The 16,125-nt window shown below is 24.4% G+C and carries 13 protein-coding genes, 4 tRNA genes, 2 rRNA genes and 1 other RNA gene; 11 read left to right on the forward strand and 9 right to left on the reverse strand.

All coding sequences use genetic code 11. The features are described from left to right. Positions 1-25: 25 nt before the first annotated feature. The 3 genes from GJU00_RS00015 to murB all read left to right on the forward strand — a co-directional run bounded on the left by GJU00_RS00015 (position 26) and on the right by murB (position 4,213). Positions 26-2,959, forward strand: a 23S ribosomal RNA gene (locus GJU00_RS00015). 57 nt (positions 2,960-3,016) lie between these two features. Continuing rightward, positions 3,017-3,133 (forward strand): 5S ribosomal RNA (gene rrf / locus GJU00_RS00020). Between the two features lie 18 nt (positions 3,134-3,151). Next, the gene (murB, locus tag GJU00_RS00025; protein ID WP_168893291.1) at positions 3,152-4,213 is read left to right on the forward strand and encodes a UDP-N-acetylmuramate dehydrogenase; all 1,062 of its coding nucleotides are present in this window, start codon (positions 3,152-3,154) and stop codon (positions 4,211-4,213) included. A gap of 20 nt (positions 4,214-4,233) precedes the next feature. On the opposite strand, the gene aroQ is transcribed toward murB, so the two are convergent. Then, a complete protein-coding gene (gene aroQ, locus GJU00_RS00030) occupies positions 4,234-4,692 on the reverse strand; it encodes a type II 3-dehydroquinate dehydratase (protein WP_168893679.1) in 459 nt (152 codons plus the stop codon). 216 nt (positions 4,693-4,908) lie between these two features. Between aroQ and GJU00_RS00035 the strand changes: the two genes are divergently transcribed. The 3 genes from GJU00_RS00035 to mreD are packed head-to-tail and all read left to right on the forward strand — an operon-like array spanning position 4,909 to position 7,295. Continuing rightward, the gene (locus tag GJU00_RS00035) at positions 4,909-5,955 is read left to right on the forward strand and encodes a rod shape-determining protein (RefSeq protein ID WP_168893292.1); all 1,047 of its coding nucleotides are present in this window, start codon (positions 4,909-4,911) and stop codon (positions 5,953-5,955) included. Positions 5,956-5,981: 26 nt separating this feature from the next. After that, positions 5,982-6,803: a rod shape-determining protein MreC gene (gene mreC, locus GJU00_RS00040; protein ID WP_168893293.1), complete on the forward strand. Its 822-nt coding sequence runs from the start codon at positions 5,982-5,984 to the stop codon at positions 6,801-6,803. Positions 6,804-6,806: 3 nt separating this feature from the next. Beyond that, positions 6,807-7,295 carry a rod shape-determining protein MreD gene (gene mreD / locus GJU00_RS00045; protein ID WP_168893294.1) on the forward strand — a complete coding sequence of 163 codons (489 nt, stop codon included), beginning with the start codon at positions 6,807-6,809 and terminating at the stop codon, positions 7,293-7,295. Positions 7,296-7,309: 14 nt separating this feature from the next. On the opposite strand, the gene GJU00_RS00050 is transcribed toward mreD, so the two are convergent. Together GJU00_RS00050 and GJU00_RS00055 are read right to left on the reverse strand one after the other, a co-directional pair. Next, complete coding sequence (locus GJU00_RS00050) at positions 7,310-7,603, reverse strand: TusE/DsrC/DsvC family sulfur relay protein (RefSeq protein WP_168893295.1); 294 nt, start codon at positions 7,601-7,603, stop codon at positions 7,310-7,312. Positions 7,604-7,640: 37 nt separating this feature from the next. Then, a tRNA-Ser gene (locus tag GJU00_RS00055) sits at positions 7,641-7,725 on the reverse strand. A 97-nt stretch (positions 7,726-7,822) separates the two neighbouring features. Between GJU00_RS00055 and rsmI the strand changes: the two genes are divergently transcribed. Together rsmI and rnpB are read left to right on the forward strand one after the other, a co-directional pair. After that, on the forward strand, positions 7,823-8,683 hold the full coding sequence (gene rsmI / locus GJU00_RS00060) for a 16S rRNA (cytidine(1402)-2'-O)-methyltransferase (protein WP_168893296.1): 861 nt from the start codon (positions 7,823-7,825) through the stop codon (positions 8,681-8,683). Positions 8,684-8,717: 34 nt separating this feature from the next. Continuing rightward, an RNA gene (gene rnpB / locus GJU00_RS00065) (RNase P RNA component class A) lies at positions 8,718-9,062 on the forward strand. Between the two features lie 22 nt (positions 9,063-9,084). Here rnpB and folD read toward each other — a convergent pair. Continuing rightward, a complete protein-coding gene (folD, locus tag GJU00_RS00070) occupies positions 9,085-9,942 on the reverse strand; it encodes a bifunctional methylenetetrahydrofolate dehydrogenase/methenyltetrahydrofolate cyclohydrolase FolD (RefSeq protein ID WP_168893297.1) in 858 nt (285 codons plus the stop codon). Positions 9,943-10,043: 101 nt separating this feature from the next. Here folD and GJU00_RS00075 point away from each other — a divergent pair. After that, positions 10,044-10,117: transfer RNA gene (locus GJU00_RS00075), tRNA-Arg, on the forward strand. Between the two features lie 320 nt (positions 10,118-10,437). Here GJU00_RS00075 and GJU00_RS00080 read toward each other — a convergent pair. After that, positions 10,438-10,510, reverse strand: a tRNA-Lys gene (locus GJU00_RS00080). A gap of 36 nt (positions 10,511-10,546) precedes the next feature. After that, positions 10,547-10,619 (reverse strand) — tRNA-Val (locus GJU00_RS00085). Between the two features lie 141 nt (positions 10,620-10,760). Here GJU00_RS00085 and gltX point away from each other — a divergent pair. Beyond that, the gene (gltX, locus tag GJU00_RS00090) at positions 10,761-12,167 is read left to right on the forward strand and encodes a glutamate--tRNA ligase (RefSeq protein WP_168893298.1); all 1,407 of its coding nucleotides are present in this window, start codon (positions 10,761-10,763) and stop codon (positions 12,165-12,167) included. A gap of 62 nt (positions 12,168-12,229) precedes the next feature. Here gltX and hspQ read toward each other — a convergent pair whose 3' ends face one another. Then, a complete protein-coding gene (gene hspQ / locus GJU00_RS00095) occupies positions 12,230-12,550 on the reverse strand; it encodes a heat shock protein HspQ (protein ID WP_168893299.1) in 321 nt (106 codons plus the stop codon). Between the two features lie 210 nt (positions 12,551-12,760). Between hspQ and alr the strand changes: the two genes are divergently transcribed. Beyond that, positions 12,761-13,840, forward strand: a complete 1,080-nt coding sequence (gene alr, locus GJU00_RS00100; RefSeq protein ID WP_168893300.1) for an alanine racemase — start codon at positions 12,761-12,763, stop codon at positions 13,838-13,840. A gap of 52 nt (positions 13,841-13,892) precedes the next feature. On the opposite strand, the gene metG is transcribed toward alr, so the two are convergent. Together metG and GJU00_RS00110 are read right to left on the reverse strand one after the other, a co-directional pair. After that, positions 13,893-15,521, reverse strand: a complete 1,629-nt coding sequence (gene metG / locus GJU00_RS00105; RefSeq protein WP_168893301.1) for a methionine--tRNA ligase — start codon at positions 15,519-15,521, stop codon at positions 13,893-13,895. 66 nt (positions 15,522-15,587) lie between these two features. Further along, on the reverse strand, positions 15,588-16,109 hold the full coding sequence (locus GJU00_RS00110) for a metal-dependent hydrolase (protein WP_168893302.1): 522 nt from the start codon (positions 16,107-16,109) through the stop codon (positions 15,588-15,590). Between the last annotated feature and the right edge of the window lie 16 nt (positions 16,110-16,125).

Raw genomic sequence — 16,125 nt, forward strand, 5'->3', positions numbered from 1 at the left:
TTTATTAAACGATTGTGGGTTGTAAGGTTAAGTAAATAAGCGTATATGACGGATGCCTTGGCAGTCAGAGGCGATGAAGGACGTGTTAATCTGCGAAAAGCATCGATAAGTTGATTTAAAACATTATTAGTCGGTGATATCCGAATGGGGAAACCTAATATATATAATTATATATTATCGTTGTTTGAATAAATAGAATAACGAAGTAAACCAGGAGAACTGAAACATCTAAGTATCCTGAGGAAAAGAAATCAATAGAGATTTCCTTAGTAGTGGCGAGCGAAAAGGAAAAAGCCCAGAGATATATATAATTATTATGTTAATAGAAATAACTGGAAAGTTATACAATATAGGGTGATAGTCCCGTATATTAAAATATAATAATTATAATCTCAACGAGTAAAACGAGACACGTGAAATCTTGTTTGAATATAGGGGGATCATCCTCTAAGGCTAAATACTACTGACTGACCGATAGTGAACTAGTACCGTGAGGGAAAGGTGAAAAGAACCCCGGTTAGGGGAGTGAAATAGAACCTGAAATCATATACGTACAAGCAGTAGGAGCATTTTGAAAAAAGTGTGACTGCGTACCTTTTGTATAATGGGTCAGCGAGTTATATTTTGTAGCAAGGTTAACTGTATAAGGAAGCCGTAGGGAAACCGAGTCTTAAAAGGGCGTTTTAGTTGCAAGATATAGACCCGAAACCCGGTGATCTAACCATGAGCAGGTTGAAGGTTTGGTAATGCTTACTGGAGGACCGAACCGACTAATGTTGAAAAATTAGCGGATGACTTGTGGTTAGGGGTGAAAGGCCAATCAAACCGGGAGATAGCTGGTTCTCCCCGAAAGCTATTTAGGTAGCGCCTCGTGTAATTCATATTCGGGGGTAGAGCTCTGTTTCGGTTAGGGAATCTTCCAGATTTACCAATCCGATGCAAACTTCAAATACCGAATAATGTTATCACGGGAGACACACAGCGGGTGCTAACGTCCGTTGTGGAGAGGGAAACAACCCAGATCGCTAGCTAAGGTCCCTAAGTTATAATTAAGTGGGAAACGAAGTGGGAAGGCAAAAACAGCCAGGATGTTGGCTTAGAAGCAGCCATCATTTAAAGAAAGCGTAATAGCTCACTGGTCTAGTCATCCTGCGCGGAAGATGTAACGGGGCTAAATTATACACCGAAGCTGCGACAATAAAGATTTATTTATTGGGTAGGGGAGCGTTCTGTAAATTGTTGAAGATAAATTGTGAAGTTTGTTGGAAAGATCAGAAGTGCGAATGCTGACATGAGTAACGATAAAATAGGTGAAAAACCTATTCGCCGAAAGACTAAGGGTTCCTATCCAACGGTAATCGAGGTAGGGTAAGTCGACACCTAAGATGAGGCTGAAAAGCGTAATCGATGGACAACAGGTTAATATTCCTGTACTCATTATTATTGCGAAGGGGGGACGAAGAAGGTTAAATTAGCCAAGTGATGGTAGTCTTGGTTTAAGCGTGTAGATGAATTATTTAGGAAAATCCGAATAATTATAAACATTGAGGCGTAATAACGAGATACTTTACTGTATTTAAGTAATTGATACCCTGCTTACAGGAAAAGCCTCTAAGCTCTAGATAATATTGAATCGTACTCTAAACCGACACAGGTAGTCAGGTAGAGAATACTAAGGCGCTTGAGAGAACTCAGGTGAAGGAACTAGGCAAAATAGTGCCGTAACTTCGGGAGAAGGCACACTGATTGTAGGTAGAGAGATTTACTTTCAAAGCTGAAATCAGTCTAAGATAATAGCTGACTGCAACTGTTTATTAAAAACACAGCACTGTGCAAACACGCAAGTGGACGTATACGGTGTGACGCCTGCCCGGTGCCGGAAGGTTAATTGATGGAGTTATTATTTTAATAAGAAGCTCTTGATCGAAGCCCCGGTAAACGGCGGCCGTAACTATAACGGTCCTAAGGTAGCGAAATTCCTTGTCGGGTAAGTTCCGACCTGCACGAATGGCGTAATGATGGTCAGACTGTCTCCACCTGAGACTCAGTGAAATTGAAATTGCTGTGAAGATGCAGTATACCCGCGGCAAGACGGAAAGACCCCGTGAACCTTTACTATAGCTTGATATTGAATAATAAATATTAATGTGTAGGATAGGTGGGAGACAATGAAATATTAGCGCTAGTTAATATGGAGTCATTCTTGAAATACCACCCTTTAATATTTATTATTCTAACCTTGGCCCGTTATCCGGGTCAGAGACAGTGTCTGGTAGGTAGTTTGACTGGGGCGGTCTCCTCCTAAAGAGTAACGGAGGAGTACTAAGGTCAGCTAATCACGGTCGGAAATCGTGAGGTTAGTACAAAGGCAAAAGCTGGCTTAACTGTGAGAATGACAATTCAAACAGATGCGAAAGCAGGTCTTAGTGATCCGGTGGTCCTGTATGATAAGGCCATCGCTCAACGGATAAAAGGTACTCCGGGGATAACAGGCTAATACCGCCCAAGAGTTCATATCGACGGCGGTGTTTGGCACCTCGATGTCGGCTCATCACATCCTGGGGCTGTAGTAGGTCCCAAGGGTATGGCTGTTCGCCATTTAAAGTGGTACGCGAGCTGGGTTTAGAACGTCGTGAGACAGTTCGGTCCCTATCTGCCGTGGGCGTTGGAAGATTGAAAGAATTTGCTCCTAGTACGAGAGGACCGGAGTGAACGTATCTCTGGTGTTCGGGTTGTTATGCCAATAGCATTGCCCGGTAGCTAAATACGGAAAAGATAAGCGCTGAAAGCATATAAGCGCGAAACTTATCTTAAGATTAATCTTCCCTGAATTTTTGTTAATTATTTACAAAAATTCCTTAAGGGACGTTAAAGACTATGACGTTGATAGGCTGGATGTGTAAGCATAGTAATATGTTGAGCTAACCAGTACTAATAAACACCCGTGAGTCTTAACCTTACAACACCAGAATCGTTTAGATTTAATTATTAATTATTTATAACTTAATTAAATATTCCTGGTATAAATAACGCAATGGTACCACCTGAATCCATTCCGAACTCAGAAGTGAAACGTTGTAGTGCCAATGGTAGTGTGAGGTTTACCTCATGTAAGAGTAGGTAAATACCAGGAATTAATATATATAAAAAAATGATTTTTTGTAAATATTCACTAAAAAAATTAAATACTTTTAACATAAATGTTAATGCAAGCAAAGTTGTAAAAGTTAAAGATTTAACACAACTATGTAAATTATGGAAAAAATATAAACAGAAAAAAAAACCTTGTCTAATTATAGGAGAAGGAAGTAATGTTTTATTTTTAAAAAATTTTTGTGGTTTAGTAATGATTAATAGAATAAAAGGTATTTATATAAGTGAATCTAAGAAATATTGGCATTTACATATAAATTCTGGAGAAAATTGGCATAAACTAGTAAAATTTACAATAAAACATAAAATTTATGGTTTAGAAAATTTAGCATTAATACCTGGACGTGTAGGCTCGGCACCTATTCAAAATATTGGTGCTTATGGTTCTAGTATACAAAATTTTTGTGCATATGTAGACATAATTAATCCAATTAATAAAAACATTAAAAGAATTAATAAGGAAAAATGTAATTTTAAATATAGAGATAGTATTTTTCAACATAGTTATAAAAGTTATATAATAATTTCTGTAGGTTTATTACTGCCTAAAAAATGGGTTCCAAATTTAAATTATTTTAATTTTAAAAAATTAAAAAATAATATTAATATTAATACTACTCCTAAAAAGATTTTTAATTATGTTTGTAATATTAGAAAAAAAAAAATTCCCTATCATAAAATTTATGGAAATGCAGGAAGTTTTTTTAAAAATCCAATAATTTCTCCTAAATTAGGAAAAAAATTATTAAAAATGTTTTCCAATATGCCTTACTCTTTAGAAAATAATTTTTTTAAATTATCAGCAGGATGGTTAATAAATAAGTGTAATTTTAAAGGATATATAAGAAAAGGAGTAATGGTTCATTCTAAACAATGTTTAATTCTTTTAAATAGATTTAATAACGCATCAGGTATGAATATACTTAATTTAGCTATTAAAATTTATAATTCAGTTGGAAAAAAATTTGGAATCTGGTTAGAACCAGAAGTAAAAATTATAGATAATTACGGAGAAATTAATCCTTATATTTATTTTAAAAAAATAAAAAAATTAAAATGATTTTTTTATTAAATAAAATTTTAGTTTAATAATCTTTTAAAAATCATTTTTAATGCTAAAATATAACCATATGTCCCTAATCCTAAAATTATTCCATTAGAAATATCAGAAAAAAAAGATTTATTTCTAAAAATTTCTCTTTTATATATATTTGTAATGTGTACTTCTATAAAAGGAATATTAATCCCTAATAAAGTATCACGTAAAGCAATACTAGTGTGAGTAAAAGCTCCAGGATTAAAAATAATATAATTAACTCTATCTTTATATGTTATTAAATAATTAATTAATTTATGTTCTGCGTTAGACTGAAAATGACTTAGTTTAAAATTTTTTTTTTTTGCTTTTTTTAATAAAATATTAATAATATCTTTTAAAGATTTATTACCATATTTTTCAGGTTCTCTAATACCTAAAAGATTTAAGTTAGGACCATTTAACACTAAAATATGATATTTTTTTTTTACTTGTTTATGCATAATCATTTCTTAAATTAATTAAATATATTTAAAACTAGTATATAATAATTTTACTTTAAATCTATAAAGGAAATAAAATTTTTTTTAAATATATTATTTATTATAAATAAATAATATATTTATTATAAATATAATGTTATTATTTATTAATAAAAGAATATAATAAATTACATTTAATTAAAATAACTATAAAATATAAAATCGGGTTTTTTTATCATGTTAAAAAAATTTCGGGGAATGTTTTCTAATGATTTATCTATAGATTTAGGAACAGCAAATACTTTAATTTATGTTAAAGGACAGGGGATTGTTTTAAATGAACCTTCTGTAGTAGCAATTAGACAAGATAAAGCAGGTTTTCCTAAAAGTGTAGCGGCTGTAGGATATAATGCAAAAAAAATGCTAGGAAGAACACCAGGAAATATTTCTGCAATTAGACCTATGAAAGATGGAGTTATCGCTGATTTTTTTATAACTGAAAAAATGTTACAACATTTTATTAAACAAGTACATAGTAATAGTTTTATGAGACCTAGTCCTAGAGTATTAGTATGTGTTCCTGTTGGGGCTACTCAAGTAGAAAGAAGAGCAATACGTGAATCAACACAAGGAGCTGGAGCTAGAGAAGTTTTTTTAATAGAAGAACCAATGGCAGCAGCAATTGGTGCTGGATTGCCTGTATCAGAAGCAACAGGTTCAATGGTTATTGATATAGGAGGTGGGACTACTGAAGTTGCTGTTATATCACTTAATGGAGTAGTATATTCTTCTTCTGTAAGAATAGGTGGAGACAGATTTGATGAAGCAATTATTAATCATGTAAGACGTAATTATGGTTCTTTAATTGGAGAAGCTACAGCTGAAAAAATTAAACATAGAATTGGGTCAGCTTATAATAATGAAGAAGAATTATTAGAAATAGAAGTAAGAGGAAGAAATTTAGCTGAAGGAGTTCCAAGAGGATTTACACTAAATTCAAATGAAATTTTAGAAGCTCTTCAAGAACCTTTAATGGGAATAGTTAGTGCTGTAATGATTGCATTAGAACAATGTCCTCCAGAATTAGCTTCTGATATAGCGGAAAGAGGTATGATTTTAACAGGTGGAGGTGCGTTATTAAAAAATTTTGATAAATTATTAATAGAAGAAACAGGCATACCAGTTTCTATTGCAGAAGATCCATTAACTTGTGTAGCAAGAGGTGGAGGAAAAGCTTTAGATATGATTGATATACATGGAGGTGATTTATTTAGTGAAGAATAAGATTATAATTTTAAGATAATATATTTATGAAATTAATTTTTAATAAAAAACCTATTTTTAAATCAAGAATAATTATTACTATTATTATTTCTATAATAATTTTAATTATAGATATATATTCAAATTTTTTTATAAAATTGAGATACTATATTAATAATAAAATTAGTCCAATTTATTTTATTTTAAATAAACCATTCTATATATATAGAAATACATTTGATTATTTTGTAAAAAATGATATTTTACAAAAAAAAAATAAAAATTTAAACAATAAAATCTTACAACAAAACATTAAATTATATAATTTACAAAAAATTAAATATGATAACGACAACTTAAGAAATATTTTACAATTACCTATTTTAAAAGAAAAAAAAAATATTTTAGCAGAAATAATACCTATCTATTTTCCTATAAATAAAGATATAATATTTATTAATAAGGGATTAAAAGATAATATAAAACCAGGTACAATAGTACTTAATAATCAAGGTATTGTTGGACAAGTAATATCAAGTAAAAATAAAAGTAGTCAAGTTTTATTAATTTGTAATAAAAATTTCTTTTTACCAGTACAAATACAAAATAGTGATATTAAATTCATAATTAATGGAAATGGATGTACAAAAAATTTAAAATCTGAATATATATCTACAGATATTAATCTTCATAAAGGAGATATATTAATTACATCTGGATTAGATACACAATATCCTATTGGTTATCCAGTAGGTATAATTACTAAGATATTTTTTGATAAAAGAAAAAATTTTAATATAGCATATATAAAACCATTTTTACAAATAGAAAAAATAAAATATTTAGTATTATTAATAAATTTAGAATAAAATATGAAAAATTATTTTTTAAAATTATTTATTTATATAACTTTTATAATATCATTATTTTTACAAATTTTATTTATTAAAAATAATAATATTATATTACATATATCATGGTTAATATTAATTTTAATATATTGGATTATAACATATCCTTATATTATTAACGTAAGTTCAAGTTTTTTTATAGGATTAATGATAGACTTTTTTACAAATTATATATTAGGAATACATAGTTTATTATTATGTATATTAACATATTTTATATCATACAATTATAGATTTATAATAAATTTACATATAATAAATAAATTATTATTTATAATATATGTGACATTTATTATAAATAGTATTATTTATTATATAAACGATATTAATTTTAATTATTTAGAATTACTTTTACAAAGTATTTTAAATAGTTTTATTTGGGTAATTATATATTTTTATATAGAAAAAATTTATTATAAATGTCAAAAATATTTTTTTAAGAAAATTTAGTATAAAAATAATTTTTATAAACAAATATTACTTGTTGGTAAACCAGCAATATTAGAAGCTTGTTTTATAGTACCATGAGGAAATAATTTAAAAAGAATAATGCTATCCCAATATACCTCTCTGTGTTTTTTTTTAAGTGTATTAATTAATATACGTAAATTAGGATGTATATTATATTTTATATATAAAAAACGTAACGTATATATTACTTTCCAATGATTGGTAGTTAAAATAATATTTTCTAAAGAAGAAATTTTTATTGCTAATTTTTCGTTCCATAAATTTTTTTTTTTTTTATGTAAATACATATTTATATGACTAATTTAAATTTAAAAAACTTTTAATAGGAGGAAGAGAGATTCGAACTCTCGAATAGTTTCCTATTTCCGGTTTTCAAGACCGGTGCCTTCAACCTCTCGGCCATTCCTCCATTTTATATTTATAAAACTATATATTACAGCTTGTATATTAATACATTTTATCAAATAATTAAAGTAAATATTTTAAATAATAAATTAACTCAAAATATGAAAAATAAAGACTTTAAATCAGGTAATTTGTATGTTATTGCTACTCCTATAGGTAATTATGATGATATCAGTAAAAGAGCTTTAATTATTTTAAATAAAGTAGATTATATTTTAGCAGAAGACACTAGAAAAACAGGAATATTATTAAAATATTTTAAAATAAAAAAAAAATTATATTCATATTATGAGTATAATGAAAAAAAAAATTCAAAAATTTTTTTAAAAAAAATAAAACAAGGATATAATATTGCATTAGTTTCAGATTCAGGAACACCATTAATTAGTGATCCTGGATATAGAATTGTTAAATTATGTAATCAAAAATACATTAATATTATACCTATTCCAGGACCATGTTCTGCTATTTTAGCATTAACTATATCAGGATTACCAACAAACAGATTTTGTTATGAAGGATTTTTATCACATAAAAAAAATAAAAGAATTCAAAGATTAAATGAACTAAAATTAGAAAATAGAACATTAATTATTTATGAATCAACACATAGATTATTAAAATGTTTATATGATATAAAAAAAATTTTTGGGAAAGAAAGATATATAGTTCTTGCTAAAGAATTAACAAAAAAATGGGAAAATATATATGGAAATAATATATCTAATTTAATTAAATGGATTAAATTAGATTTAAATAGAATAAAAGGAGAATTAGTATTAGTTATTAGTGGATATAATTATTCTAAATTAAATAATTATGAAATATCTCCTAAAATAATTAAAACATTTTTAAATTTAAAAAAAGAATTATCAATAAAAAAAGCAATACAAATAACTTCTGATATTTTTTCTATTAAAAAAAATTTATTATATAAATTTTATATAAAAAAAAAATATTAATTACTATTATTATGATATATAATCTATAATTCTTTAGTTAATTAAAACAGTCGCTTTTATTAATTAATAAAAGAGGAAAGTCCGGACTCCGCAGGGTATTGGTGCCAGATAATTACTGGGAAGTTAAAACTTACGAATAGTGCAACAGAAAAAATACCGCCATATTTAAAAATATGGTAAGGGTGAAAAGGTATGGTAAAAGCATACCGATATATTAGTAATAATATATGTCAATGTAAACTCCACCAGGAGCAAGGCTAAATAAGATTCGTATTTACCCGTACTATGAATCTGGGTAAGCTGCTTGAAATAATAAGCGATTATTATTCTAGATAAATGACTGTTCTAGACAGAATCCGGCTTAATAATTAACTTTATTATAAATATTAAGCATAATTTTTTTATAAAAAATTATGCTTTTCATAAGCATATAAAATATTTTTCATTAAAGTAGCTACAGTTACAGGACCTACTCCTCCAGGTACAGGTGTAATATATGAAGCTCTTTTTTTAGCTAATTGAAAATCAACATCACCTACTATTTTATTTTTACTTATTCTGTTAATCCCGACATCAATTATAATTGAACCAGTCTTAATCCAATTTCCTGGTATAAAATTAGGTTTTCCAACAGCTACAATTAATAAATCTGCATATTTTATATAATGTTTTAAATTTTTTGTAAAGCGGTGAGTAATAGTAATAGTACATTTATTTAATAATAATTCCATAGCCATTGGACGTCCAACTATATTAGAAGCACCAACAATTACTGCATTTAATCCACATGTATCAATATTATAATATTTTAATATTTCTAATATTCCTAAAGAAGTACAAGGACGGAATAAAGGAACTCTTTGACATAAACGTCCTATATTATAAGGATGAAACCCATCTACATCTTTTAATGGATGTATTTTCTCTAAAATTTTAATTTTATTAATTTTTTTAGGTAAAGGTAACTGAATTAAAATACCATCAATAAATTTTTTCTTATTTAAAAAATTAATAATATTAATTATTTTTTTTTCACTAATATTTTTAGACAAACTATATTTATAACAAAAAAATCCTAATTTTTTACAAATTTTCAATTTATTTTTAACATAAATTTCTGAAGCTGGATTATTACCTATTAAAATAATTCCTAAACCTGGTTTTCTTTTTTTATTTAATAAAATTATTTCCATTTTTTGATTAATTTTATTATATATTTTATTAGCAATAATATTCCCATTAATAATTTCAGCATTCATTTTACATACTCATTTTAAAATAAAATAACAAATAAAATTTATTTAATTAATTTGAATCTATATTGTAATAGTGATATCATTACTTACATATAATATATTTTGCGCCCTTAGCTCAGTAGGATAGAGCAATAGCCTTCTAAGCTATTTGTCACAGGTTCAAATCCTGTAGGGCGCAAAAATATAAAATATATGAGATTTTATTAATAAAATATATGTAAAATTTTTACAAAAATTTTTAAATTTTAATATTTTACCTTATAAAAATAAGCAAATATCTAATATTTTATTTATATATATTAATAAAAAATTTATAAATTTTTTATTAATATATATAAATAAAATATTTTATTAAATTTATTTTTTATTAATAATAAAAATACGTAAATAATTAAATATTAGTTTATTAATATTTATTAATATATAATATGTTATAAATTAATTTATAAAATTAATTAATATTTTAAATTTAAAATTTTTATAAAAAATATAATTTATTGGGTCGTGCAGGATTTGAACCTGCGACCAATTGATTAAAAGTCAACTGCTCTACCAACTGAGCTAACGACCCAAAATATATATTTTTATATATTACTTATAAATTTTATGGGTGATGACGGATTTGAACCGCCGACTCCCTCCTTGTAAGGGAGGTACTCTACCAGCTGAGCTAATCACCCAAAACATAACTCTTATATGCTATATTTTTTAATACTATAATGTCAATGTTTTTTATTAAAAATGTTTAAAATAAAAATAAAATAATTTATATTATATATTATATATAAAATTATTAATCTATATAAAAAAATTTTAAAATTATGAAAATAATAACTAGATTTGCACCCAGTCCAACTGGTTATCTACATATAGGAAATATTCGTACTGCTTTGTATTCATGGTTATTTGCAAGAAAAAATAAAGGTAAATTTATATTGCGAATTGAAAATACTGATTTTAAAAGATCAAAAACAATTTTTATTAAAAATATTATTGATACTTTACAATGGTTAAATATTGATTGGGACGAAGGACCTTATTTACAAAGTGAAAGAATAAATAGATATAATAGTATTATTAGTAAAATGTTACATAATAAAAAAGCTTATAAATGCTATTGTTCTAAACAAGAATTAGAAAAAAATAAAAAAAAACAAATAATGCATGGTGAAAAAATCAAATATAATGGTAATTGTCGTAATAATAAATTAATAAATAATAAAAAATTACCTTATACAATAAGATTACGTATACCTAAAAATAAACATATTACATTTATAGATACAATTAGAGGTAAAATAAAATTTAATAATAATGAATTAGATGATTTTATAATTCAAAGAACAGATGGAATTCCTACTTATAATTTTTGTGTAGTAATAGATGATTGGGATATGAAAATTACGAATATAATTAGAGGGGAAGAACATATAAATAATACTCCTAAACAAATACATATTATTAATGCTATTGGAGCAAATATTCCTATATACACCCATGTATCTATAATTACAGATAAATCAGGAAAAAAAATTTCTAAAAGAGATAATAATTTTGATATTTTAAAATATAAGAAAAATGGTTATTTAGCAATTACTTTATTAAATTATATTTTACGTTTAGGATGGTCTTATGGAAATAAAGAAATTTTTTCACAGGAAGAAATGAAAAAATTATTTAATTTAAAAAATTTAAATAAATCATCTAGTATTTTTGATATAAACAAATTAAATTGGTTAAATAAACATTATTTAAGTAAATTATCAAAAGATGATATGATTAATTATTTAAAAAAAATTTGTATTACAAATAATATTAATGTTAATAATGGACCTAAACTAAAAGATTTATATAAAATTTTTCATAAAAGATGTAATTCAATAAATGAAATAAATAATCTATTTTTTATTTTTTATAAAAATCCAGACTATAAAAATATTATTTTAATTAAAAATTATCTAAATATAAAAACTAAAAAAATTTTAAAAACATTTAAAAAAAAATTAGTTAATATTAACATATGGTCTATAGAAAGTATAAATAATGTTTTAAAAAAAATAATATTTATATTAAATATATCTCTTAAAGAAGTAGCTATGACTTTACGCGTAGCTATTACTGGATTAAAGAATAGCCCCCCTATTAATTATATAATTTATTTAATGGGTAAAAAAAAAATTGTATTTCATATTAAAAATGCAATAAATTTTATTAAATTTAATATATAATAGGGATATAAAACTATAATTTATAGTATATAATAATTAATATTTTTTCCCTATTATTTATATTAATTTCTTAATCTAGGTGTTATTAATTGTTTTTTTATTGCATCTGCTAATTCATCTAATGATGAATTTTCTGGATGTTCGTTTTCTAATGGTTCTCCTGATAATTGTGCTTCTGCTAAATATGTATGTATTGGTTGTCCATTATCATCTTCCATTACTACATGGTACCATGGTTTACTACGTAATGTTATACTTTCTGCAACTTCATCAATTTTAGGATCACTTAAAGAATATTCAGGATCAACATCAACTATAACTCCTAAAAAACCTAATAATTTATGTCTTACTTGTTGACCAATACCAAATTTACTGGTAATCATTATTAAGATCCTTTCTAAGAAATATTACAGTTCTCTATAATTAATTATATAATAAACTTCTCTTAAGTTAAATATTAATTTGTACTAAAATATAAAATTATATTAATTTTATATTAAAATATAATTTTTTATATATAAAATATATAAATAAAAAATTTTCTATTTTAATTTTAATATTTCAAAATTTTATTTTAAAAGAGTGATTAATATATGATAAGACCAATCTATGCTATTATTAATACTAATGCTGTAAAAAATAATTTTAAAATAATTAAAAATATTGCATATAAATCTAAAATTTGGTCCGTGTTAAAAGCAGATGCTTATGGACATGGTATTAAAAATATTTTTCCTATTATTAAAAATGATACTGATGGTTTTGCCGTTTTAACATTAGATGAAGCTATAATTTTAAGAGAAAATGGTTATAATAAACCTATTCTTTTATTAGAAGGTTTTTTTAATAAAGAAGAATTATCTTTAATTTATAAATATTTTCTAACTATTACTTTACATAATAAATGGCAACTTAATAAATTAATTAAATATAAAGCAAAATATCCTATTAACATATATATTAAAATTAATAGTGGAATGAATAGATTAGGATTTTCAGTAAAAGATATTACACAAATAATTAATATTATTAAAAATCAAATTAATATTTGTAAAATTACTTTAATGACACATTTTTCTGATGCATCAAAAAATTCTAATTTTATAAAAAAACAAATAAATAATATAAAAAAAAATATTCATAATTATTATAATTTTTCATGTTCATTTGCTAATTCGGCAGCAATACTATGGCATTCATATAGTCATTATAATTGGATTAGAACTGGAATTATTTTATATGGAGCATCGCCAACTGGTAATTGGAAGGATATTTCTAAAAAAAATATAAAACCTGTTATGACATTAAAAAGTAAAATAATATCTATACAAAAAATCTCCCAAGGAGAGACAATAGGATATAATTGCAAATATTATACAAATAAAAAACATAGAATAGGTATTATTGCATGTGGATATGCAGATGGTTATCCGAGGAATATTAATAATAAAACATATGTTTTAGTAAAAGGTATTAAAACATTAATATTAGGAAATGTATCTATGGATATGATTGCAGTAGATTTAACAAATATTCCAGCAGCAAAAATAGGTAGTTCAGTAGAATTATGGGGAGAAAATATTAAAATAGACGATATTGCTAAATCTTCTGGTACTATTGGCTATGAATTAATGTGTTCTGTTTCTAAAAGAGTACCTAGAATTTTAAAATAATTTTTTTATAATTTTAAAAATTAAAATATAAATAAAATAATAAATTTTACAATTACTTATCTATTATTTTATGTAAATCTTTTATATTTATTCTAAAAAATAATGGTTTAAATTTATTAATTTTTCTATTAATTAAAGGAAATATAATATTATTAATACATAATTTATATTTTAAAAATAACTCTGTATTTTTAGATAAAATAGGCATAATTGGTTTCATATATATCATTATTACACGAAACATATTAATACCCATAGAACAAATATTTTGAACTTGATTTTTTTTCAAATTATCTTTAATTAATATCCATGGTTTATATTTATCAATATAATAATTAGCTATATCTGATAAAACTATTATTTGTTTAATAACATGACTAAATTTACATTCTATAAAATATTTATGAATAATTTCTGATTTTTTAACAAATTTTAAATAAAAAGACATATCAATATTTTTAGATAAATTATCATCAAAATAATTATTAATAAAATAAGCATTTCTTGATGCTAAATTAACAATCTTATTAACAATATCTCCATTGATTTTATACGCAAAATCAGAAAAATTAAAATCAATATCATTGATATCAGATGATAATTTAGAAGCATAATAATAACGTAAACTATCAGAATCTAAAACATCCAACCATTTTTTTGCAGTAATAAAATTACCTTTAGATTTAGACATTTTATATCCATTTAATGTTACATGACCATGAACAAATAATTTAGTAGGTTTTCTAAAATTACTTCCTTCTAACATTGCTGGCCAAAATAAACTATGAAAATAAATAATATCTTTTCCAATAAAATGATATAATTCTGTATTAGAAGTTTTTTTCCACCACTCATAAAAATTTAACTGTTTATTATCACATAAATTTTTAAAAGTACTTATATAACCTATTGGAGCATCTAACCATACATAAAAATATTTATTAATAGTTTTAGGTATTTTAAAACCAAAATATGGACCATCTCTAGTAATATCCCATTTTTTTAAACCTAAAATAAACCATTCTTGTACTTTATTTTTTATTTTTTCATTTAAAACACCAGAATTAATCCAATTTTTCAAGAAATTAAAAAATTGAGGTAAATCAAAAAAAAAATGTTCAGAGTTAAATAATATAGGAGTTTTGTTAGATAAAATAGAAATTGGATTAATTAAATTAATAGATGAATATGTTGTACCACAATTCTCACAGTGATCACCATATTGATTTATAGAAAAACAATTAGGACATGTTCCCTTTACAAATCTATCAGGTAAAAACATATTATAAATAGAATCATATAATTGCTGAATAATTTTTTTTTTAATAAATTTTCCTTTTTTTAAACGATTAAAAATTAATTTAGAAAAAAAAAAATTTTCATTACTATGTGTAGTATAGTAATTATCGTAACTAATGTTAAACTGTTTTAAGTCAGTAATATGTTCATTATATATTTTATTAATCATATTTTCTGGACTTATTTTTAATTTTAAAGATTTTAACATGACAGGAGTACCATGTGCATCATCAGCACAAATAAAATATATTTTATTTCCATGCATACGATGATACCTAACCCAAATATCTGCTTGTATATGTTCTAACATGTGTCCTAAATGAATACTACCATTAGAATAAGGTAAGGCACAAGTAACTAACATCTTTTTTTTTAATAACATAATATTTTATTATCTTTATATAATTAAATAAAAAACTAAAAATTTAATTAATATTTTAAAAATATATTAATAGAAAAATTTTATTATAATATTATTACAAATAGGATACAATAAATACAAAGAAAATATTAAATATAAATAACAAAAAATATCTTCCTTAAGAAATTTTTTTGTAATAAGTGGTAATTTAAATTTTTTTTTATAAGGCCATAATAATGGAACACCAGATGGTGTTAATATATCTGCAATAATATGACTACAATAACCTATAATTAAACCTAATTTAACATCAAACACACAATTTAATTTTAAATGAATAGAAAAAATTATATAACTTAAACTTAAAACTGATAATAAACTATGTGTAAATCCTCTATGACCAAATATTTTGTTAATTAAATATGATAAAATTTTAATTTTACGTCCTAAAATAGATTGAGGATTATCAATATCAGGTAATAAACATGTAATAATAGAAACAGGAATAATACGCCACCAATCATCGTGATACATAAGATTAGAAAATACAAAATGTTGTATTAAAATACTACTAGCTATTGTAAATATTATATGTCCTTTAACTGTCATATATACTTACCTAATA

This window comes from Enterobacteriaceae endosymbiont of Donacia simplex (genome assembly GCF_012568645.1).
Classification (GTDB): Bacteria; Pseudomonadota; Gammaproteobacteria; order Enterobacterales; family Enterobacteriaceae.

Coding starts and splice junctions, on each gene's coding strand:
- murB (WP_168893291.1), top strand. CDS start 3,152: ATGATTTTTTGTAAATATTCACTAAAAAAATTAAATACTTTTAACATA.
- aroQ (WP_168893679.1), bottom strand. CDS start 4,692: ATGCATAAACAAGTAAAAAAAAAATATCATATTTTAGTGTTAAATGGT.
- GJU00_RS00035 (WP_168893292.1), top strand. CDS start 4,909: ATGTTAAAAAAATTTCGGGGAATGTTTTCTAATGATTTATCTATAGAT.
- mreC (WP_168893293.1), top strand. CDS start 5,982: ATGAAATTAATTTTTAATAAAAAACCTATTTTTAAATCAAGAATAATT.
- mreD (WP_168893294.1), top strand. CDS start 6,807: ATGAAAAATTATTTTTTAAAATTATTTATTTATATAACTTTTATAATA.
- GJU00_RS00050 (WP_168893295.1), bottom strand. CDS start 7,603: ATGTATTTACATAAAAAAAAAAAAAATTTATGGAACGAAAAATTAGCA.
- rsmI (WP_168893296.1), top strand. CDS start 7,823: ATGAAAAATAAAGACTTTAAATCAGGTAATTTGTATGTTATTGCTACT.
- folD (WP_168893297.1), bottom strand. CDS start 9,942: ATGAATGCTGAAATTATTAATGGGAATATTATTGCTAATAAAATATAT.
- gltX (WP_168893298.1), top strand. CDS start 10,761: ATGAAAATAATAACTAGATTTGCACCCAGTCCAACTGGTTATCTACAT.
- hspQ (WP_168893299.1), bottom strand. CDS start 12,550: ATGATTACCAGTAAATTTGGTATTGGTCAACAAGTAAGACATAAATTA.
- alr (WP_168893300.1), top strand. CDS start 12,761: ATGATAAGACCAATCTATGCTATTATTAATACTAATGCTGTAAAAAAT.
- metG (WP_168893301.1), bottom strand. CDS start 15,521: ATGTTATTAAAAAAAAAGATGTTAGTTACTTGTGCCTTACCTTATTCT.
- GJU00_RS00110 (WP_168893302.1), bottom strand. CDS start 16,109: ATGACAGTTAAAGGACATATAATATTTACAATAGCTAGTAGTATTTTA.